The sequence below is a fragment of the Pseudomonas sp. Soil_N_39 genome, from assembly GCF_057655955.1.
Map to the genome: position 1 here is coordinate 281697 of NZ_JBDGLI010000003.1, position 21267 is coordinate 302963.

A 21267-nucleotide genomic window follows, 5' to 3' on the forward strand; every position below is an offset into this window, starting at 1 on the left:
GATATGAAAATCCCACAGTCACCTGCAAGGCGACTGTGGGATCGGTGCAGCACGCGGTCGCGTTACTTGATCCGCTGGCCCGGCTTGGCGCCACTGTCAGGGCTCAACAGGTAGATCTCCTCGCCGCCGGGGCCCGCCGCCATCACCATGCCTTCGGAGATACCGAAGCGCATTTTGCGCGGCTTGAGGTTGGCGATCATCATCGTCAATCGACCTTCGAGCTTGGCCGGGTCCGGGTAGGCACTCTTGATGCCGGAGAACACGTTGCGTTGCTCGTCGCCGATGTCCAAGGTCAGGCGCAGCAGCTTGTCGGCCCCTTCGACGGCTTCGGCCTTGACGATCAGCGCCACGCGCAGGTCAACGGCGGCGAAGGCGTCGAAGTCGATTTCCGGCGACAGCGGGTCCTTGGCCAGCTCGCCGTTGCCGGCAGGGGCGCCGGTGTCGGTCTGGCTGGCGGCCAGGTCTTCCTTGGAGGCGTCGACCATGGCTTGGACCTTGGCGGGGTCGATACGGGTCATCAACGGCTTGAACGCGTTCAGTTGATGGTTGCTCAGCAGGGTCTGGTGGTCGTTCCAGGTCAGCGGTGCAACGTTCAGGAATGCTTCGGCATCGGCGGCCAGCAACGGCAGCACCGGCTTGAGGAAGATCACCAACTGACGGAACAGGTTGATGCCCAAGGCGCAGATAGCCTGGACTTCGTCCTGCTTGCCTTCCTGCTTGGCCAGCGACCACGGGGCCTTGTCGGCGATCCAGGCGTTGGCGCGGTCGGCCAGGGCCATGATTTCGCGCATGGCGCGGGCAAAGTCGCGGCTTTCGTAGGCTTCGGCGATGCTTGGCGCGGCGGCCAGGAAGGCGTCGGTCAGTTCCGGCGCGGCGTTACCGGCGACCAGGACCCCAGCGTTGCCCTTGTGGATGAACCCGGCGCAACGGCTGGCAATGTTGACGACCTTGCCCACCAGGTCGGAGTTGACCTTCTGCACGAAGTCTTCGAGGTTCAGGTCCAGGTCGTCGACACCGCGGCCAAGCTTGGCAGCGTAGTAGTAGCGCAGGTATTCCGGGGACAGGTGGTCCAGGTAAGTCCGGGCCTTGATGAAGGTGCCGCGGGACTTGGACATTTTCTGGCCATTGACGGTCAGGTAGCCGTGGACGTTGATGCCGGTCGGCTTGCGGAAACCGGCGCCTTCGAGCATGGCGGGCCAGAACAGCGCGTGGAAGTTGACGATGTCCTTGCCGATGAAGTGATACACCTCGGCCGTGGAGTCCTTGCCCCAGAACGCGTCGAAGTCCAGCTCCGGCGTGCGGTCGCAAAGGTTCTTGAAACTCGCCATGTAGCCGATGGGCGCGTCCAGCCACACGTAGAAATACTTGCCGGGCTCGCCGGGGATTTCGAAGCCGAAGTACGGTGCGTCGCGGGAAATGTCCCACTCTTGCAGGCCGGAGTCGAGCCATTCGGCGAGCTTGTTGGCCACCGCGTCGTGCAACGTGCCGCTGCGGGTCCAGGTTTGCAGCATCGCCTGGAAATCCGGCAGCTTGAAGAAAAAGTGCTGGGAGTCCCTGAGCACCGGGGTGGCGCCGGAAATCGCCGATTTCGGGTCTTTCAGATCGGTCGGTGCGTAGGTGGCGCCGCATTTTTCGCAGTTGTCGCCGTACTGGTCTTCGGTGCCGCATTTCGGGCAGGTGCCCTTGATGAAGCGGTCGGCCAGGAACATGTTCTTTTCCGGGTCGAAATACTGGGTGACCGAACGGGTGGCGATGTGTCCGGCGTCACGCAGCTTCAGATAGATCTGGCTCGACAGCTCACGGTTTTCTTCGGCGTGAGTGGAGTGGAAGTTGTCGAAGTCCACCAGGAACTCGGCAAAGTCGGCGCTGTGTTCGGCCTGGACGTTGGCGATCAGTTGTTCCGGGGTGATGCCTTCCTTTTCCGCGCGCAGCATGATGGCCGAACCGTGGGCGTCGTCGGCGCAGACATAGATGCACTGGTTGCCGCGATGTTTCTGGAAGCGCGTCCACATATCGGTCTGGATGTATTCCAGCATATGGCCGAGGTGAATCGAACCATTGGCATAGGGCAGGGCGCTGGTGACGAGGATCTTGCGTGGCTCGGACATGGGGCTCGGCTACTTGATGAAACGGAGGTCGGCCACTATAAAGCGCCGGGAAATATATTTCACCCCACAGGCCTGTTTCCGGATGCATTGCTGATAGCCGCACAGGCACAACCGGTGGCGAGGGGATTGTGGGAGCAAAGCTTGCTCGCGAAACAGGCACCTCGATTTGTGAAAAATCCCATCGCCTGCATCGCGGGCAAGCCTTGCTCCCACACAGCGGGAGCAAGCTCCCTCGCCACGAGAGCGTTCGCGGCCCTTAATCGGGTCGCCACGCGGGAGCGCGGGGCGTAGGATAGCGGCCTGTTTTCAAGTCTTGCTATCGGAGTTGCCCATGAGCGCCGTCAACCGCGCAGCGGTGGAAACCGTCCTTCGCCAGTACACCGACCCCTACCTGAACCAGGATCCGGTCAGCGCCGGATGCGTGCGCGCCATCGATATCCAGGGCGATCGCGTCAATGTTCAGTTGGAGATCGGCTACGCCGCCGACCTGTTCAAGAGCGGCTGGGCGCAGATGCTGAAAATGGCGATCGAAGGCCTGGACGGCGTGACAGCCGCGACGGTCCAAGTCACCAGCGTGATCGCCGCGCATAAGGCCCAGGCGCAGGTGCCGGGGCTGGCCAATGTCAAGAATGTGATCGCCGTGGCCTCGGGCAAGGGCGGCGTGGGCAAGTCCACCACCGCCGCCAACCTGGCCCTGGCCCTGGCCCGTGAAGGGGCGAAGGTCGGGATTCTCGACGCGGACATCTACGGTCCGAGCCAGGGCATCATGTTCGGGATCGCCGAGGGCACCCGGCCGCAGATCAAGGACCAGAAGTGGTTCGTGCCGCTGCAATCCCATGGCGTGGAAGTCATGTCCATGGCCTTCCTGACCGACGACAACACGCCGATGGTCTGGCGCGGGCCGATGGTTTCCGGGGCCTTGCTGCAACTGGTCACGCAAACCGCGTGGGGCGACCTGGATTACCTGGTGATCGACATGCCGCCGGGCACTGGCGACATCCAGCTGACCCTGGCGCAGAAAGTCCCGGTGGCCGGCGCGGTGATCGTCACCACCCCTCAGGACCTGGCCCTGTTGGACGCGCGCAAGGGCGTGGAGATGTTCCGCAAGGTGAACATCCCGGTGCTGGGCGTGGTGGAGAACATGGCCGTGCACATCTGCTCCAATTGCGGACATGCCGAGCACCTGTTCGGCGAAGGTGGCGGGGAAAAACTGGCGACCCAGTACGGCGTCGAATTGCTGGCTTCGCTACCGCTGTCGATGGTGATCCGCGAACAGGCCGACGGCGGCAAGCCAACCGTCATCGCTGAGCCGGCCAGCCAGATCGCCATGGTCTATCAGGAACTTGCCCGCCACGTGGGCGCGCGGATCGTGTTGCAGGAGGCTGCATCAACGGCGATGCCGAACATCACCGTCAGCGACGATTGATCAGGCCGTAACCCAATCCACTGTGGGAGCGAGCCTGTGGGAGCACAGCTTGCTCGCGATGACGGCGTCACCTACAACACATCTGTTGGTTTTAAAACCGCTATCGCGAGCAAGCTGTGCTCCCACAGGCTCGCTCCCACACGGGGGGGCGCTGGGTCTAGATGCGCAACCCACCATCCATCTCCAGAATCCGACCGGTGTAGTAGTCGTTCTCGAAGATATACGCCGCCGAATGAGCAATCTCCTCCGGCTTGCCCATGCGCTTGAGCGGAATCCCCGAGGTCATTTTCTCCAGGGCCTCGGGTTTCATGCTCAGGGTCATCTCGGTTTCGATGAAGCCCGGGGCGATGCCGGCGACACGGATGCCGTAGCGCGCCAGCTCCTTGGCCCAGGTCACAGTGGCAGCGGCCACGCCAGCCTTGGCGGCCGAGTAGTTGGTTTGGCCGACATTGCCGGCTCGGGAAATCGACGAGATATTGATGATGGCGCCGCTGTTCTTCAGTTCGACCATTTTCGCCGCCACTTCACGGGTGCACAGGAACACACCGGTGAGGTTGACGTCGATCACCGCCTGCCACTGGGCCAGGCTCATCTTGGTCATTTCGCCGTCCTTGACCTTGAGCAGCAGGCCGTCGCGCAGGATCCCGGCGTTGTTGATCAACCCGTGGATCGCGCCGAAGTCCTCGGCCACCCGGGCAACCATGTCGGTTACTTGTTCTTCATTGGCGACGTTGCACAGGTAGGCACGCGCCTCGACGCCCTTGGCTGCGCAGGCGGCAACCGCCTGGTCGAGTTTTTCCTGATTGAGGTCCACCAGCGCGAGCTTGGCGCCTTTGTCCGCGAAATACTCGGCCATGGAGCGGCCCAGGCCCTGGCAACCGCCGGTGATAATGATTACTTTGTCAGTGAGTTGCATTCTCATGTCCAGATGGCGCAGCGGTGGAGGGGACCTGTTGGGAGGCCTCTCGATTTGCGACGGTGTAGCCCGACTGCACACGAGAACTGTCCCCTAGGTATGTCGGAACATTACTCCAGTCGCCTGACCGTTTTCTAGACGAATTTAATAAAAGGAGTCATAAATTGAGCGTTGAAGCTGCCAAGCATGCCCGGGAACTGCTGCTCAAGGAATACCGTGGAATGCTTTCCACTCATTCCAAGTCCATGCCAGGTTTTCCGTTCGGCTCCGTGGTGCCGTATTGCCTGGACGCACAAGGCCAGCCGCTGATCCTGATCAGCCGTATCGCCCAGCACACTCACAATCTGCAAAAAGACCCCAAGTGTTCGATGCTGGTGGGCGAGCGCGGTGCCGAGGACGTGCAGGCCGTGGGGCGCCTGACCTACCTGGCCGAAGCCCGGAAACTCGAAGACAACGCCGCCACCGAGGCGGCCGCCGAGCGTTATTACCGCTATTTCCCTGACTCGCAGAACTATCACAAAGCCCATGATTTCGATTTCTGGGTGCTCGAGCCGGTGCGCCATCGCTACATCGGCGGCTTTGGCGCCATTCACTGGATCGACCAGCTCACCCTGGCCAACCCCTTCGCCGGCAAAGCCGAAGCCAGCATGATCGAGCACATGAATGCCGATCACGCCAAAGCCATCGCTCATTACGTGGAGCTGGCCGGCCTGTCGAAAAGCGAACCGGCGCAACTGGTGGGCATCGACAGCGAGGGCATGCACCTGCGCATTGGCCAGGGCCTGCACTGGCTGGCGTTTGCGACGCCCTGCAACACCCCGACACAAGTGCGCGAAGCCTTGGTTTATCTGGCTCACGCCGAGCAATGGCCGAAAAATACCGTGGCTGATGCTTGAATTCACGAAAGGGCGACGTCATTTAAGGTTTCATAGCAAGGCATTCTTGCGTTGAGGAACCATTTGATGCGCCCTTTTTTGTTGCTCTTTCTGCTGTTCCCGGTGTTGGAGCTGTTCGTATTCGTCAAAGTCAGCGGTGCGATCGGGTTTTTCCCGGCGCTGTTGCTGGTCATTCTCGGCTCGATGCTCGGCGTGTTCGTGCTGCGCATCGCCGGCCTCGCCACGGCACTGCGTGCCCGTGAAAGCCTGAACCGTGGCGAGCTGCCCGCCCAGACCATGCTTGAAGGCCTGATGCTGGCCCTGGGTGGCGGCCTGTTGATCCTGCCCGGCTTTATCAGCGACGTGCTGGGCCTGGTCATGCTGTTGCCGTTCACCCGTCGGTTGCTGGCCAATAAAATGCGTCAGCGCGCCGAAGAGCAGGCGATGCGTCAGCGCGCCTTCGCCGATGACCTGCAATCCCGTGGCGGTCCGACTCCGCGTGAGCCTGTAGGGCGCGAGCCCAACGTGATCGAAGGCGAGTTCGAACACCGCGACCCTCGGTAAAAACCAGCGACACGGCACCTTCCGGTGCCGTGTTCGTTTCTGGCTGCGTGAAGTAAAAAATTTCATACCCGGCCCTTGTAATCGGCTTGTGCGCCCTTATGTATGGGTCACCGCAAGGTTTCCGGTGGCAACACTGGACAGACTTCCGCGGTTCGCTTGACGAACCGCACCCGGCACCGCCGGATTCGTTAAACCCGCCGGGACTACACCGGCCGATGAAAACCACAATTAGGAGAGATCGACAATGAAGCTTCGTCCTCTGCATGACCGCGTCGTCGTCCGTCGCAGCGAAGAAGAAAAGAAAACCGCTGGCGGTATCGTCCTGCCAGGTTCGGCTGCTGAAAAGCCAAACCAGGGTGAAGTCCTCGCTGTAGGCCCAGGTAAAGCACTGGAAAACGGTGAAGTACGTGCGCTGTCCGTGAAAGTGGGTGACAAGGTTGTTTTCGGCCCTTACTCCGGTAGCAACACTGTGAAAGTTGATGGCGAAGACCTGCTGGTTATCGGCGAGAGCGAAATCCTCGCTGTTGTCGAAGGCTGATTCCCCGCTCATTTTTCCGCGACTACAAAGTATTTAAGGAATATCGATCATGGCTGCTAAAGAAGTTAAATTCGGCGATTCCGCCCGCAAGAAAATGCTCGCCGGTGTCAACGTCCTGGCTGACGCAGTAAAAGCGACCCTGGGCCCGAAAGGCCGTAACGTGATCATCGAGAAGAGCTTCGGCGCTCCGACCATCACCAAGGACGGCGTTTCCGTAGCCAAAGAAATCGAGCTCAAGGATCGCTTCGAAAACATGGGCGCGCAACTGGTCAAAGACGTTGCCTCCCGTGCCAACGATGACGCCGGTGACGGCACCACCACCGCGACCGTACTGGCTCAGTCTATCGTCAACGAAGGCCTGAAAGCCGTCGCTGCCGGCATGAACCCGATGGACCTCAAGCGCGGTATCGACAAGGCGACCATCGCCATCGTCAAAGAGTTGAAAGCCCTGTCCAAGCCATGCGCTGACACCAAGGCAATCGCTCAGGTCGGCACCATCTCGGCCAACTCCGACAACTCCATCGGCGACATCATTGCCGAAGCCATGGAAAAAGTCGGCAAAGAAGGCGTGATCACCGTTGAAGAAGGCTCGGGCCTGGAAAACGAACTGTCGGTTGTTGAAGGCATGCAGTTCGACCGTGGCTACCTGTCCCCGTACTTCGTCAACAAGCCAGACACCATGACCGCCGAGCTCGACGGCCCGCTGATCCTGCTGGTTGACAAGAAGATCTCGAACATCCGCGAAATGCTGCCCGTGCTGGAAGCCGTTGCCAAAGCCGGCCGCCCACTGCTGATCGTGGCTGAAGACGTTGAAGGCGAAGCCCTGGCGACCCTGGTTGTGAACAACATGCGTGGCATCGTTAAAGTCGCAGCCGTCAAGGCTCCAGGCTTCGGCGACCGTCGCAAGGCCATGCTGCAGGACATCGCCGTACTGACCGGCGGTACCGTTATCTCCGAAGAGATCGGCCTGAGCCTGGAAAGCACCACCCTGGAGCACCTGGGTAACGCCAAGCGCGTGATCCTGTCCAAGGAAAACACCACCGTGATCGACGGTGCCGGCGTCGAGGCTGACATCCAGGCTCGCGTGACCCAGATCCGCGCACAAGTGGCCGAGACTTCGTCCGACTACGACCGTGAAAAACTGCAAGAGCGCCTGGCCAAGCTGTCCGGCGGCGTTGCTGTGATCAAGGTTGGCGCTGGTTCCGAAGTTGAAATGAAAGAGAAGAAAGCCCGCGTTGAAGACGCCCTGCACGCGACCCGCGCAGCCGTTGAAGAAGGCGTGGTACCTGGCGGCGGCGTGGCACTGGTACGTGCCCTGCAAGCCATCAGCGAACTCAAAGGCGACAACGATGACCAGAACGTGGGCATCCAGTTGCTGCGTCGCGCTGTAGAAGCTCCGCTGCGCCAGATCGTTGCCAACTCCGGTGACGAGCCAAGCGTTGTGGTCGACAAGGTCAAGCAGGGTTCGGGTAACTACGGTTACAACGCTGCGACCGGCGAATACGGCGACATGATCGAAATGGGTATCCTGGACCCGGCCAAAGTGACTCGTTCGGCTCTGCAAGCGGCTTCGTCGATTGCCAGCCTGATGATCACCACCGAGGCGATGATCGCTGAAATCAAGGAAGACGCTCCAGCTGGCGGCGGTATGCCAGACATGGGCGGCATGGGTGGCATGGGCGGCATGATGTAAGCCAGCCTTACCCCTGTAGCGAAAACCCCGCCTGCGAAAGCAAGCGGGGTTTTTTATTGCCTTGGATTTATCTCAGGCTTGAAGCTGCACCCATCTGTCTCTGTGGGAGCAAAGCTTGCTCGCGATCGCAGTGGGTCAGCTTGCCCGGATGCTGACGCTGCCCTCGCAATCGCGAGCAAGCTTTGCTCCCACAGGGTTTGTACGGGGGCTTTCAGGCATTGGCGGGATGGGTGATGGCCACACGCTCAGATGTAGAAGCTGGTCGGTACAGGATGTAGTAGTAACACCCCAGGCAAATCAGCCAACAGAACACCGCCGTCCACACGTTATGGGAAAAGAAGTGCGCCCCTTGCATCATCCGCCCCAGGGAAAACACCGTGCCCAGCGTGAAGGCGAGTATCAAGGCCCGGCGGGCCAGGCGCGGGCGGCGATCGCGCAGGACGAAGAACAGCGCAAACAGCGTGAACCCGGTGGCCGCGTGGCCGCCGGGCCAGCATCGGCCGGGTTTATCTGTGGCCGGGCGTGGGCTGAGCAGCTCACTGTAGGTTTCCTGGCCGCCGAATTCCTTCAGGCTCCAGGGGCATTGGACCGCCGTCACGGCTTTCATCGGCGTGACGAAGGACGTCGCCAGTGCCAGGGACAACACCAGGCAGCCCAGTTCCCGCTTGAACGGTTTGAGCCGGGCGATGAAAAACGTACCGATGAAGCCGAGGATCGCCAGCACGGAGAACACGATCACCACCTCTTTGGCTCGATCGTGGAGGATGTCCTCCAGAAAAAAACTGTGCCGACCGATAAAGCCACCCGCCATCGGGTCGTAAAACAGCTTGGCCAGGTCCATGTCCAGGGTGGTCAGTTCCAGCAGTACCAGAATGACCGCGACAACGGCAGGCAGGCCCAAGGCAATCCATAAGTTCAGCGGTCTGGAAGCGGGGCGGATGGCGGTGGAGACCATGGCAATACCTTTGATGGAAGTTTTCGTAATCAGCGCGTTGCGCAGTCTGGTCTGCGTTGCGTTCGGGCGGTGTGAATGTTGGGTGAAAAACTCGTCAATACCCGCGCAGTCCAGTTCCTGGGTGCACTTGCCTTTTGTGGGAGCGAGCTTGCTCGCGAAAGCGTCGGCACATCCAATATTGATGGGACTGACCCACCGCTATCGCGAGCAAGCTCGCTCCCACAAGGGACCACGCGCTGCCACAGCTGATACAACCCTAGCCGTGAGCAACGCTTGGCCGTAAGCTGCGCGGGCCAAGCCAGCCGTTAACTGTGTACGCAGAGGTGCCCATGCGAATTCTATTGGTCGAAGACAACCGCGATATCCTGGCCAACCTGGCCGATTACCTGGGGCTCAAGGGCTACACCGTTGATTGTGCCCAGGACGGTTTGTCGGGGTTGCACCTGGCGGCGACCGAACACTACGACCTGATCGTGCTCGATATCATGCTGCCGGGCATCGACGGCTACACCTTGTGCAAGCGTCTGCGCGAAGACGCCCGGCGCGATACGCCGGTGATCATGCTCACCGCCCGGGATCAGTTGGACGATCGCCTGCAGGGCTTCAAGTCCGGGGCCGATGACTACCTGATCAAACCGTTTGCCCTGTCGGAACTGGCGGCGCGGATCGAAGCCGTCATGCGTCGGGCCCAGGGCGGTGGCCGCCGTGCCTTGCAGGTCGGCGACCTGAGCTACGACCTCGATACCCTGGAAGTGACCCGTGAAGGCAAGCTGCTCAAGCTCAACCCCGTGGGCCTGAAGCTGCTGGCGGTACTGATGCAGAAAAGTCCCCACGTGTTGCGCCGCGAAATCCTTGAAGAAGCGTTATGGGGTGACGATTGCCCGGACAGCGACAGCTTGCGCAGCCACGTCCATCAACTGCGCCAGGTGATCGACAAACCGTTCGAAAAACCGTTGTTGCACACCGTGCATGGCGTCGGCTATCGCCTGGCCGAGGGCCGCGATGGAGTTTAAGCAGAGCCTTGCCCAACGGATCATCATCGCGTTTGCGCTGATGAGCGCATTGGTGGCTGGCGCGTTCGCCATGGGTATCGTGGCGACCGTCCATTTGGTTGAAGAGAAATTGATTTCCGCCGGGCTTGGCGGCGATCTGCAACGCCTGTTGTTGATGGACAGCGTCTCGGACTGGAACCACCGGCCGGAACCTGACCAATTGTTTTATTTCAGTGGTGGTCCGGGAGACTTCGAGTTGCCCAAGGATTTACGCCATCTGGAGCGCGGTTTCCACGAGGTGTTTCGCGAGCAATTGTCCTATCACGCCATGGTCGAGATCGTTGACGGCCGGCACTACGTATTGCTGCAAGACCAGAGCGACTTCGAAGAGCGCGAACGGGTGCTGTTTGCCGTGGTGCTGGTTGGTTTCGTGCTCAGCCTGGCGCTGGCGGTATTTTTGGGCTGGGTCCTGGCACGCCGGGTGATGGCGCCGGTGGTTCGCCTGGCCCGGCAAGTGCGCCATCGCGACCAGCTCCTCGGCCTCGCGCCGCCGTTGGCTCCGGATTATGCTGCCGATGAGGTGGGTGAGCTGGCCGTGGCGTTCGATGCCACACTGGGGCGCTTGCGCCAGGCCCTGACCCGCGAGCGGTTGTTTACCAGCGACGTGAGCCACGAGTTGCGCACACCGTTGATGGTCCTGGCGACCTCTTGCGAGTTGCTGCTGGAAAACCCGGCGCTGGACCCGCGCGGTCGTACCCAGGTCGAACGCATCAATCGGGCCAGTGAAGAGATGCGTGAGCTGGTGCAGACTTTCCTGATGCTCGCCAGGTCCGAACGTGAAGACAACGGCATGTCGCCGCGGCTGACCCTGGGGCAGGTGGCCGAGAACCTCCTCGGCGTGTGGCGCGGGCCCATCGAATCCAAAGGCCTGACGTTGATCTTCGAGCCCGGGCAAACTGTCGACACCCTGTATAACGCCACGTTCCTGACGGCGGTGATGGGCAATCTGTTGCGCAACGCCCTGCACTACACCGATCAGGGCTTCATCCGCCTTTCACTGACCACCACCGGATTTGTGGTCGAGGACAGCGGCGTGGGTATTCCTGAGGAAAAACGCGAGGCGATGTTCGAGCCGTTTGTGCGCGGTAATGAAAAACGCGGTGAGGGTCTGGGGCTGGGCTTGTCCCTGGTACAGCGCATTTGCGAGAACCAGGCTTGGACCGTCAGCCTCAGTACGATGGAGCCCAATGGTTGCCACTTCGAGGTGGAATTGAATCCGAGGGGCTAGGCCTCCGGACCGAAAAGTCTTGTAAACATTGGAGCGTTTACCTGACTTAATTTTCACAAAGGCATGACATTCCGATTCATAAGGTGGGGCCGATCAGTCATTGAGGCCCCGCTAATGTCCAAACCCATCAAGCTGGATTTTTCCGAAAAATACGACGAGCAGCACGCCAGGGAATATTTTCACAAGCATCGCCGCGGCTTGAGTCGCCGTCTTTCCAACCAGCGAGACCAACAATTGGCCCGACGTGCATTGACACTCGTCGGAGACCCCGGTCTGGTTCTGGACCTGCCCTGCGGTGCCGGGCGCTTCTGGTCCTTGTTGGCCGAAAAACCGAACCGGGTCATCATCGGCGCGGACAATTCCGAAGCCATGCTCAATACCGCGTTGGAGGCTCAACCGACGGATGTCGTAAAACGGGTACGGCCCTTGCACACTTCTGCGTTCGACATCGCCTTACCTGATAACGCCGTCGACAGCATTTTTTGTATGCGCCTGTTGCATCACATCGGTGAACCCGCGCATCGACTGGCGATTCTGAAGGAATTCGAGCGTGTCAGTCGTGACAGCGTGATCGTTTCATTGTGGGTCGATGGCAATTTCAAGGCCTGGAAACGCAAGCGCCTGGAGCGCACCCGTGGGCAGAAAGACTACCAGAATCGATTTGTGTTACCGACTGATACAGTAGAAGAGGAGTTTCGGCAGGCCGGGTTTCGCATTCAGGAACGACTGGATTTCCTACCGCTCTATGCCATGTGGCGAGTTTATGTATTACGCAAGAGGTAAAGGCATGGGTGTGCAGGCAATAGAAGCATCAATGATTCCCCCCGGTGACTTCGAACATTTCTGGAGTCAACAGGGTGAGTGGGTGGAAGAGCCTAATGTGCGTCGCGGCGGTGAAAGCGGTGTGCAACGGATCAAGGACAAGGACGGCAAGCTGCTTTATGCCAAGCGTCAGACCGGACATATTTATCGCAGCTGGCTGCACCCGTTCGGTCGACCGACCGTGCTTCGTGAGCAAGATGCACTGCTGGCATTGACCCGGCTGGATGTCCGCGTCCCCCAGCTTATTTTCTGTGGCGCCCAGCGGGACCCGGTCCACAAGTGGCGTGCGCTGCTGGTGACCCAGGCGCTGGAAGGTTTTGAAGAGATCGAGCACTGGTATGCCGCAGGTGGCCGCGAGCGCCATGGCGAAGCGGTGCATGATCAAATTCTCCTGACACTGGCTGAAACACTGGCGCGGATGCACAAGGGCCGTTGGCAACATGGCTGTATCTACATCAAGCACGTCTTTGTGCGTGTGACCGGAGAGGGAGAGGCGGCCAAGGCTGAAGTGGCTTTGCTCGATTTTGAAAAGTGTCGCCAGCGCCTGACTGCCCGGCGTGCGGCTTCCCATGACCTGAAACAGCTGCGGCGCCATTCGTCGTTCAGCGATGCCGATTGGAAAAAACTCGTCTACTTTTATGAGGCGGCGTTTGGCAGCGCTATCAAAGGTTTATAGTCATGAAACTAGAAATTGCTAGAGGTTTGTTTTTAGTCGGAGCCCTGGCAGTTACATCGATGGCGGTGGCTGTATGGGAACAGCCACGCTCGCAGATCCTCAGTGCTTCCAATGCGGGTGCGCATTGTCCGCTGCCGCGTGTGGCAAAGGCCAGCGAGGCGATCCGACCGGACGATGATCTGCTACTGTTCATGTTCAGCCTGTCCCAAGGGATGAGGCCGCAGAGTTGAAAGCCCTGAAATCAAAATAAAGGCCTCCCTTGTGAGGTCTTTATTTTTTGGACTGTCAGATCAACCCTTGTGGCGAGGGGACTTATCCCCTTTGGATTGTGGGGGCAAAGCTTGCTCGCGAAACAGTCGCCTCGATTCCTGGAAGACCGCATCGCCTTCATCGCGGGCAAGCCTTGCTCCCACAGTACCCCTCGCCACAGGTATCCACTTCAGGCCTTGTCCGGCTTGGCCAGCAGCGTGTAGACGCAAGGCAACACAAACAGTGTGAACAAGGTGCCAATCGACATGCCCGTGGCGATCACCATGCCGATGTCGAAGCGGCTCACTGCCCCGGCGCCAGTGGCGAGGATGAGCGGCACCATGCCGAACACCATCGCCGCGGTGGTCATCAGCACCGGTCGCAGACGAATCGACGCGGCTTGTTCCACGGCTTCGCGCGGCGACAGGTTCTGTTCCCTGCGCAACTGGTTGGCGAACTCGACAATCAGGATCCCGTGCTTGCTGATCAAGCCGATCAACGTTACCAGGCCCACCTGGGTATAGATGTTCATGCTCGACCAGCCGAGGAACAGCGGAATCAGGGCACCGCAGATGGACAGCGGCACGGTCACCAGGATCACCAGCGGGTCCCGGAAACTTTCGAACTGCGCGGCCAGCACCAGGAAGATAATCGCCAGGGCCAGGGCAAAGGTCACCCACAACGCGCTGCCTTCCTGAACGAATTGGCGCGAAGCCCCGGCGTAATCGAAGGCGAACCCCACCGGTGCTTCCTCTCGGGCGATCTGGCGGACGGTCTCGATGGCCTCGCCCATGCTCACGATGGGAAAGCCTGAAATCGTCACCGCATTGAGCTGCTGGAACTGGTTCAGCTGTCGCGGTCGCGCCCGGTCGCTGACCGTGATCAGCGTCGACAGCGGTAACGATTCACCCTTGGCATTTTTCACGTAGTAGTTGTTCAACCAGTCGGGGTTGTCCCGGAACGGCCGTTCGACCTGGGCAATGACCTTGTAGCTGCGGCCCTCGAGGGTGAAGCGGTTGATCTCCGATTCGCCCAGCAGCGTCGCCAGGGTACCGCCCAGGTCTTGCATGGAAACACCCATCTGGGCGGCCTTGGCGCGATCGATATCCACCACGACTTCCGGCTTGTCGAACGCCAGGTCAATGTCCATGAAGGCGAACTTGCCGGATTCCAATGCGCGCTTTTTGACCCGGTCGGCAACCTCCAGCAGCGTCGCATACTCCTTCGGTGAGTTGATGACGAACGCGAACGGCAAGCCTTCGCCGGTGCCCGGTAACGAGGGCAGGTTGAAACCGAATATCTGCAGGCCAGGCACGCTTTCCAGCTTGGCCTGGACCTCGGGCAGGATTTCCATCTGGGTACGGTCGCGTTCGTTCCAGGGCTTGAGCAGGAAGCCGCCGATGCCCGATTGCACGCCGTTATAGCCATTGATCTGGAACGAGGAGTAGTACTCCGGGAACTCCTTGAAAATGGTGATGAAGTGATCGGTATAGGTGTTCAGGTAGTCGAGGTTGGTGGGCTGCGGGGCGTTGGCCATCATGAAGATGATGCCCTGGTCCTCGTCGGGGGCCAGTTCGGACTTGCTGAACATGACCAGCACCGGGATCAGCAGCAGTACGATCACCGCGAACACCAGCACCACCGGCCGTGTATTGAGCGTGCCATGGAGCATGCGCTGGTAACGGCTCTTCAAGCGTTCGAAGAGCATGTCCAGCCGATGGGCCAACCCCGAGGGGTTCTCGTCGTGGCGCAGGAGCAGGGCGCACATCATGGGCGACAGGGTCAGGGCGACGATCCCGGAGATCACCACCGCACCGGCCAGGGTCAAGGCGAACTCCTTGAACAAGGCGCCCGTCAGGCCTTCGAGCAGGCCGATCGGTGCATACACCGCCGCCAGGGTGATGGTCATCGAGACCACCGGCATGGCGATTTCCCGGGCACCTTCTATTGCGGCGTCGAACGGGGTCTTGCCTTCCTCGATGTGCCGGTGAATGTTCTCCACCACCACGATGGCGTCGTCCACCACCAGGCCGATGGCGAGCACCATGGCCAGCAGCGTCAGGAGGTTCATCGAGTAGCCCATCAACTGCATGAAGAACATCACGCCGATCATCGACAGCGGGATAGTCACCACCGGGATGACCACCGAACGCAGGGCGCCGAGGAACAGGAACACCACGACGATGACGATCAGCACCGCCTCGAACAGGGTTTTCACCACTTCGTCGATGGACGCCTGGATGAACAGGGTGGCGTCGTAGGCGATCTCGGCCTTGAGGTTGGTCGGGAGCTGGGCCTCCATCTCCGGCATGATCTTGCGAACTTCCTTGATCACATCGAGCGGGTTCGCGCCTGGCGTAGCCTTGATCCCGATGTACACCGAGGGCGTGCCACCGAAGGAACTGATGGTGTCGTAGTTCTCGGCACCCATTTCCACGCGAGCCACGTCCCGCAGCAACACGCGGCTGTCGCCGTCGGTCTTGAGCGGGATTGCGGCGAAGGCTTCGGCGGACTTGAGTTCGGTGTTGGCGTTGATGCTGGTGACCACATACTCGCCTTTCACTTCACCGGCGGCGGAAAGGAAGTTGTGCTGGCGCACGGCATTGGTCACGTCGGCGGCGGTCAGTCCGAAGCCGGCGAGCTTGACTGGGTCCAGCCACAAGCGCATGGCGAAGACCTGGTTGCCGAGGATCTCCGCCTCGGCCATGCCGGGCAGTGTCGCCAGCTTGGGCTGGATCACCCGTGACAGGTAGTCGGTGATCTGCGGGTTGTTCAGTTCCTTGCTGAAGAAGCTGATGTACATCAGGGCCGAGGCATCGGCGGCCTCACGGCTGAGGACCGGGTCCTCGGCGTCCTGGGGCAACTGGTTCTTGACCTCGTTGGCCTTGGCCAGCAGTTCGGTAAAGAGCCGGTCGCTGTTGGAGCCGATGCGGGCATAGACCGAAATCACCGAGAAATTCTGGCGACTGACCGAGGTCATGTAGTCGATGCCCTCGGCACTGGCCAGGCTCTGCTGCATCGGTTGGGTGATGTAGCCCTGGATGGTTTCGGCGTTGGCCCCGGGGTAGGCGGTGGTCACCGTGATCAGGGCGTTTTCCATTTGTGGATACTGACGCAGGGGCAGCTTGCTCCAGGCCTGGAAGCCCAGCAGCACGATCAACAGGCTGACCACGGTGGCGAGCACCGGACGGCGGATGAACGGATCGGTAAAAGCCATGGGGGTTCCTTGATCAGTCCGCGCGCGGCGGGCTGTTCTGTTCGGTCAGGGTCTTGTCGTCGCTGATGGCGATCGGCGTACCGTTATCGAGCTTGATCTGGCCGGCGATCACGACTTGTTCGCCGCTCTGCACGCCTTTGGCAACCAGCACCTGCCCGTCGCGTCGCTCGCCGGTTTCAACGAAGCGCCGTTCGGCGATCAGGACCGGCTGGCCCTTGTCGTCCTTCTCGACCGTGCCGTCGGCGGCTTTCTTTTGCGTCACCACGTACATGGAGTTGCCGTAGAGGGTGTAGGTCACGGCGCTTTCCGGCACGACGATTCCGGCGGCCACGTCCGGCAGGATCACCTGCAGGTTGGCGAACATGCCGGGCAGCAGCTTGCCGTCGGGGTTGGCCAGGGTGGCGCGTACCAGGACGTTGCGGGTGCTGTCCTCGACCTTGGGGTTGATCGCGCTGATGGTGCCGACGAAGGTCTGCCCGGGATAGGCCGAGACGCTGACGTTGACTGGCAGGGCAATGGCGAGCCGGGGCACGGTTTGTTCAGGCACGTAGAAGTCCACGTACAGGCTGCTCAGGTCCTGCAGGGTGGCGATCACCGTGCCGCTGGCCAGGTAGTCGCCGACATCCACCTGGCGAATGCCGATGGTGCCGCTGAACGGCGCCAGGATGTGTTTCTTGGCCAGCGACGCCTTGAGCTGATTGACCGTGGCCTGGTTCTTCTTCAATTGCGCCGAGAGCCGGTCGAATTCGCCTTTGGAGATCGCCTGGCTGCCCACCAGTTGTCGGCCGCGACCGAAATCCAGTTGTGACAGGCCCAGGTCGGCCTCGGCGGTTTCCAGCAGGGCGCTTTCGACTTCGCTGTCCAGTTGCAGGAGCGGCTGGCCGGCCTTGACCTTTTGGCCCGACTGGAACTGCACTTTCTGCACGGTCCCGGCGATTTCCAGGCTCAGGTCCACGCCTTGTAGCGCCTTGAGGCTGCCAACGGTGGGCAGGCGAGCTTGCCAGGGTTGCTGGGCGGCCGTGGCCACGGCGACGCTGACCGGCGGTTTTGGCGCAGAGAACGACTGGATCTGCTGGTAAACGGAGAAGGCCTTGTAGCCGGCGAGCAACAGCACCACCAGCAGGACAACACCCAACATGATCAGCATGCGGCGTCGCAGCATGTTCCACTTCCTTGGAAAAGAGCTGAGAGAAAATACAGATAGGCGGGCACATTACTCCGAGTGTGCGGGCTATTCCAGATGCTGGCGGGCCGGTGGTGCGTGGGAATTTTCCGAAAAATCAGGGAGCTTGGCGCCGATGGGCTTCGCTCCCTGGCTCAGGCCAGATGCAAATGGTTGTCCCAGAGCCCTGCCGGCAAATCCAGAGGTTTTGCAACCAATTGTGTCTGCCGGCAATCATAATAGCGGCAACGCCCTTGGCCCGAGGTCACGATAAAACCGTCGGCCACCGCACCCACGCCGGCACAGTCTGGCAGGGGCGCATCCAGGCGGACTTCGCCACTGTCCAGGTCCCAGATGAAGAAGCGGTTGCCGCGCGGGGCGGTCAGGGCCACCAGTCGCAGGTCGCTGTGCACGGCGACGCTGGCGGTGTAGTGCCCCATGGCCTGCAATTGTTCTTCGGGCACCGGGAACGCCTGGAAAGGCTGCCCCGGTCGCTTGATCGCCAGCAGTTCCGACGATTCGTGGGCCGCGCCCATGAACTGCTGGCCGGAGACGATAGTGCCGTCACTGGCGATGCCTAGGTGGCGCACGCTGTTCATCGATTGGGCGAGGGTTTCCTTGCTCAGCAGGGTGCCATCGCGTTGCATCAGCACCAGGCTCGGCTCCATGGCGTCGAGGTTCATTTCAACCCGGCTTTCGGCTTCGGTGCGAATGCCGCCGTTGGCCACCACCAGCGTCTCGCCATCGGGCATCCAGGACACCTGGTGAGGACCGATGCCGTGGGTGGATAGCTCGCCGCTATGCACCAACCGCTCGCCGTCGAAACGGTACACGCCCAACAGGCCGCGTCCCGGGTCGGTGGTATCGTTCTCGGTGGCGTATAGCCATTCGCCGCTTTTATGGATGACCGCGTGGCCGTAGAAATGCCGGTTCGGCAACGAGGTGATGGTTTGCAGCAGCGTCCCGTCGCGCAGGTCGATCAAGTAGCTTTCGGTGCCTGGACGACGGGCGACGAACAGCGCAATCGGCTGCGACGGGTGATTGATAATGTCATGGCAACGCTGGCCGACCTGGGTGGCGAACACCCGCGTGCCGTCCAGTCGATAGCCGACGGCGTAGTGCTTGCCGTCGCCATCGTCCCGTGCCGAAAGCAAGAGTGGGTGCTTGTCCTTTTGCTTGAACAGCGTCCAGCCGCCCAGGGTGACGGCGCCGAGCAACAAGCTACCCAGTGCCAGGACCTGACGTCGAAACATGATCAGTCACCGTCGTTGGCATTGAAGCCCAGTTGAATGCCCAGCGCCTTGGCCAGTTCGCCTTCGTGCAGGCGATGGACGACGTTGAGGCTGTCGTACAGATCGTTGAGTTGCTGGCGCCCGGCATCGTCGTTGAGCATTTCGGTCAACGAGCGCTGGCTGCTGGCGAACAGTTTCAAGGAGGCATCGTAGGCGGCGTCGATCTTGTCGGCCAACGGCTTCTGGTCGCTTGGCAACAGGCCGCGCAGGCCCTTGTTGTCCACGCCGGCCCAGACGGTCCTGGCCGCGCTCAGGCTGGCTTCCAGCCCTTGCAGCGACGACTGGCTGCGCCAGGCATCGGCCTGGAATGGCTGAGGTACGCCCTTGCTCTGGCGGCCCATCGGCGTGCCGAGTTTTTTCTTCAGCGTGTCCAGGGCCGTGACCTGCACGCGCAGCAGATCGGCGATGGCTTCGTGGGAGTCGGCGTAGCGCTGGTTGGGGAATTTGCTCATCTGGGCGAGCATGCCGTCGTTGGTGTTCCAGCCCGACAGGATCTCTTCGGCCAGTTGCTTCTGGCGTTCACCGATGGCGATGAGCAGCGGGCAGTACTTGGCTTTCTGGGCGGCGTCGGCCATGTCGATTTTGGCGTCGAACAGCAGGTATTCGTAGGCCGAGAGCCCTTGCACGACAACGCTGGACTTGGCCAGGCCGGCGGCGTCGATCTGCGGCTGGCTGTTGACCAACTGCTCGACCTGACGGCCCACCAGGTTTTTCTTGTCCGGCCAGAACTGCACCTGCCAGGCGCGGTTGCCCTCGGCCAGTGGACCAATCAGCAGCGGTTGCAACTCGGCCCAGGCTTTTTGCGCCTTGAGGAAGTCGGCGCGAGCGGTGTCCAGGTTTTCCTTGCCTTGGCAGAACGCCAGGGCGCTGGTCGCCAGTTGCCGGTCGGCCTCGACCCAGCGGCTGTAGGTCGGCAGGATCACTTGTTTGGCGATGGCGGCCGAGGTGACGGCTTGTGGGTCTTGGGGCGAGCAGGCGCCGAGGGCGATGGCGGCGAGGCTGGTGAACAACAGCTTGGGACGGAACATGTCAGGCTCCCATTTCTGGAAAAGGCATTTAAAGGGAATTCAGAAAGGCCAGCAACGCAGCGCGCTGCTCGGCATTGAACGCTAAAACCTGGCGTTGCGCCGCTTGTGCTTCGCCGCCATGCCACAGCACGGCTTCGAGCAGGTTGCGGGCACGACCGTCGTGCAGGAACTGGGTGTGGCCGTTGACGGTTTCGGTCAGGCCGATGCCCCACAGTGGCGGGGTTCGCCAGTCACGACCGCTGGCCTTGAATTCGCTGCGGTTGTCAGCCAGGCCTTCGCCCATGTCGTGCAGCAGCAGGTCGGTGTAGGGGCGGATGACCTGGTTGGCCAACTCCGGTTCGGCGGCGTTGGCGGCGGTGGTGTATTTCGGTGTGTGGCAAGACTGGCAGCCGGCCTGGAAAAACAGGTTCTTGCCCGCCAGCACTTGGGGCGAGTTCACGTCGCGACGGGCCGGCACCGCGAGGTTGCGGCTGTAGAACAGCACCAGGCGCAGGATGTTGTCGCTGACTTCCGGCTCGCCGTCCGGACCGTTACCGCTGGGCGCGCGCTGGCAGTCGACCTGGGCCTGGGTGCAGTCGTCGAAAGGGCGCAGGCTCGTGGTCAGGCCCATGTCACCGGAGAACGCGTGGACGTTCTGTTGGTTGAGGGTGGGCTGCCCGGCTTTCCAACCGAAACGCCCCAGCACGGTTTTCTGTTGCACATCGTCCCAGACCTGGTTGGGACGACCGGCGACGCCTTTGTTCTCTCGCGCCTGGGCTTTGGCGTTCGCCAGGAGCGCCTCGTCGGGGATGGCCTCCAGCAGACCCAGGCCGATCATTGGCGGTGCCACGCGGGCCGAATAGCGCGTATCGGGGTGCAGGGGGCCATACCCCAGTTGGGTGATCTGCAGGTTCGGCTTGCGCAGTTCGACGACGCTGCCGTCCTTGAAACGCACCGGGACCGGCGTGTAATCGACCCGCACCTTGCCTTCGGGAACGACGCCGGGCACCGACATGTCCTGCAATTGCCCACCGTAGACCGGCTCCGGCACCACCCCCAGTTGCTCGATGACCTTGGCGTAGGCCGGTGCGTCGGGAATCGACAGGCGCACCAGCATCGACACCGCGCTGGTCGCGTCCGGCGCCGGCGGATGGCCGCGACCGTCCTTGACGTGGCAGTTCTGGCAGGCGTTGGTGTTGAACAAGGGCCCGAGGCCGTCCCGGGCGGTGGTGGTCGAAGGAGCGATCACCCAGGGGCTGCGGAAGAAACTGTTGCCGACGCTGAAATCCACGCGCCGCGAGGGCGGCAGGTTGGCCGAGGGCTGGGAAAAGGCGTTCTGATCGCTCTTGCGCACCGTCGCGGCGCCACCGGACCGGGCTTCACCCGGTTCGGCCTGGGTAAAACGCGGGGCATCATCGCAGGCACTCAGGCCCAGGGCCATGAACAGTGCACATAAACGAAGAGGCAACGACGGCATCGGGCGACCT

18 protein-coding genes are annotated in these 21267 nt (G+C 61.2%); 10 read left to right on the forward strand and 8 right to left on the reverse strand.

Features of this window, described 5'->3' with window-relative positions; genetic code table 11:
* Positions 1 to 62: 62 nt before the first annotated feature.
* Positions 63 to 2108 carry a methionine--tRNA ligase gene (gene metG, locus AC3A5O_RS06060; RefSeq protein ID WP_122569339.1) on the reverse strand — a complete coding sequence of 682 codons (2046 nt, stop codon included), beginning with the start codon at positions 2106 to 2108 and terminating at the stop codon, positions 63 to 65.
* A gap of 331 nt (positions 2109 to 2439) precedes the next feature.
* Between metG and apbC the strand changes: the two genes are divergently transcribed.
* Entirely contained in the window at positions 2440 to 3534 is a 1095-nt protein-coding gene (gene apbC / locus AC3A5O_RS06065) for an iron-sulfur cluster carrier protein ApbC (protein WP_487752945.1), read from the forward strand.
* A gap of 157 nt (positions 3535 to 3691) precedes the next feature.
* Here the strand turns inward: apbC and AC3A5O_RS06070 are convergent, their stop codons facing one another.
* Positions 3692 to 4450 (reverse strand): SDR family oxidoreductase, encoded by a 759-nt coding sequence (locus AC3A5O_RS06070; protein WP_122569336.1) that lies wholly within the window; start codon positions 4448 to 4450, stop codon positions 3692 to 3694.
* 164 nt (positions 4451 to 4614) lie between these two features.
* Between AC3A5O_RS06070 and AC3A5O_RS06075 the strand changes: the two genes are divergently transcribed.
* The 4 genes from AC3A5O_RS06075 to groL all read left to right on the forward strand — a co-directional run bounded on the left by AC3A5O_RS06075 (position 4615) and on the right by groL (position 8120).
* Entirely contained in the window at positions 4615 to 5346 is a 732-nt protein-coding gene (locus AC3A5O_RS06075; RefSeq protein ID WP_487752946.1) for a HugZ family pyridoxamine 5'-phosphate oxidase, read from the forward strand.
* Positions 5347 to 5412: 66 nt separating this feature from the next.
* Positions 5413 to 5889 (forward strand): FxsA family protein, encoded by a 477-nt coding sequence (locus tag AC3A5O_RS06080; protein ID WP_305468200.1) that lies wholly within the window; start codon positions 5413 to 5415, stop codon positions 5887 to 5889.
* Positions 5890 to 6133: 244 nt separating this feature from the next.
* The gene (locus tag AC3A5O_RS06085; RefSeq protein ID WP_024619193.1) at positions 6134 to 6427 is read left to right on the forward strand and encodes a co-chaperone GroES; all 294 of its coding nucleotides are present in this window, start codon (positions 6134 to 6136) and stop codon (positions 6425 to 6427) included.
* A gap of 49 nt (positions 6428 to 6476) precedes the next feature.
* The gene (gene groL, locus AC3A5O_RS06090; RefSeq protein ID WP_053124505.1) at positions 6477 to 8120 is read left to right on the forward strand and encodes a chaperonin GroEL; all 1644 of its coding nucleotides are present in this window, start codon (positions 6477 to 6479) and stop codon (positions 8118 to 8120) included.
* A 211-nt stretch (positions 8121 to 8331) separates the two neighbouring features.
* Here the strand turns inward: groL and AC3A5O_RS06095 are convergent, their stop codons facing one another.
* On the reverse strand, positions 8332 to 9075 hold the full coding sequence (locus tag AC3A5O_RS06095; RefSeq protein ID WP_487752947.1) for a phosphatase PAP2 family protein: 744 nt from the start codon (positions 9073 to 9075) through the stop codon (positions 8332 to 8334).
* Between the two features lie 329 nt (positions 9076 to 9404).
* Between AC3A5O_RS06095 and colR the strand changes: the two genes are divergently transcribed.
* From colR to AC3A5O_RS06120, 5 genes are all read left to right on the forward strand, one after another.
* Positions 9405 to 10088: a two-component system response regulator ColR gene (gene colR / locus AC3A5O_RS06100; protein WP_024779529.1), complete on the forward strand. Its 684-nt coding sequence runs from the start codon at positions 9405 to 9407 to the stop codon at positions 10086 to 10088.
* Complete coding sequence (locus AC3A5O_RS06105; protein WP_122569332.1) at positions 10078 to 11355, forward strand: sensor histidine kinase; 1278 nt, start codon at positions 10078 to 10080, stop codon at positions 11353 to 11355. The genes colR and AC3A5O_RS06105 overlap by 11 nt, the downstream gene beginning before the upstream one ends.
* A gap of 114 nt (positions 11356 to 11469) precedes the next feature.
* A complete protein-coding gene (locus tag AC3A5O_RS06110) occupies positions 11470 to 12138 on the forward strand; it encodes a class I SAM-dependent methyltransferase (protein ID WP_487752948.1) in 669 nt (222 codons plus the stop codon).
* A 4-nt stretch (positions 12139 to 12142) separates the two neighbouring features.
* On the forward strand, positions 12143 to 12853 hold the full coding sequence (locus AC3A5O_RS06115; protein WP_122569330.1) for a lipopolysaccharide kinase InaA family protein: 711 nt from the start codon (positions 12143 to 12145) through the stop codon (positions 12851 to 12853).
* A 2-nt stretch (positions 12854 to 12855) separates the two neighbouring features.
* On the forward strand, positions 12856 to 13083 hold the full coding sequence (locus AC3A5O_RS06120) for a hypothetical protein (protein ID WP_122569329.1): 228 nt from the start codon (positions 12856 to 12858) through the stop codon (positions 13081 to 13083).
* Positions 13084 to 13292: 209 nt separating this feature from the next.
* Here AC3A5O_RS06120 and AC3A5O_RS06125 read toward each other — a convergent pair whose 3' ends face one another.
* The 5 genes from AC3A5O_RS06125 to AC3A5O_RS06145 form a co-directional block, all read right to left on the reverse strand.
* Positions 13293 to 16319, reverse strand: coding sequence for a multidrug efflux RND transporter permease subunit (locus AC3A5O_RS06125; protein ID WP_122569328.1), 3027 nt, complete (start codon positions 16317 to 16319; stop codon positions 13293 to 13295).
* 13 nt (positions 16320 to 16332) lie between these two features.
* Positions 16333 to 17481, reverse strand: a complete 1149-nt coding sequence (locus AC3A5O_RS06130) for an efflux RND transporter periplasmic adaptor subunit (protein ID WP_122569327.1) — start codon at positions 17479 to 17481, stop codon at positions 16333 to 16335.
* Between the two features lie 155 nt (positions 17482 to 17636).
* Positions 17637 to 18734, reverse strand: a complete 1098-nt coding sequence (locus AC3A5O_RS06135) for a DUF1513 domain-containing protein (protein WP_487752949.1) — start codon at positions 18732 to 18734, stop codon at positions 17637 to 17639.
* A 2-nt stretch (positions 18735 to 18736) separates the two neighbouring features.
* The gene (locus AC3A5O_RS06140; protein WP_122569325.1) at positions 18737 to 19801 is read right to left on the reverse strand and encodes an imelysin family protein; all 1065 of its coding nucleotides are present in this window, start codon (positions 19799 to 19801) and stop codon (positions 18737 to 18739) included.
* A gap of 28 nt (positions 19802 to 19829) precedes the next feature.
* Positions 19830 to 21257, reverse strand: coding sequence for a di-heme oxidoreductase family protein (locus AC3A5O_RS06145; protein WP_460082174.1), 1428 nt, complete (start codon positions 21255 to 21257; stop codon positions 19830 to 19832).
* Between the last annotated feature and the right edge of the window lie 10 nt (positions 21258 to 21267).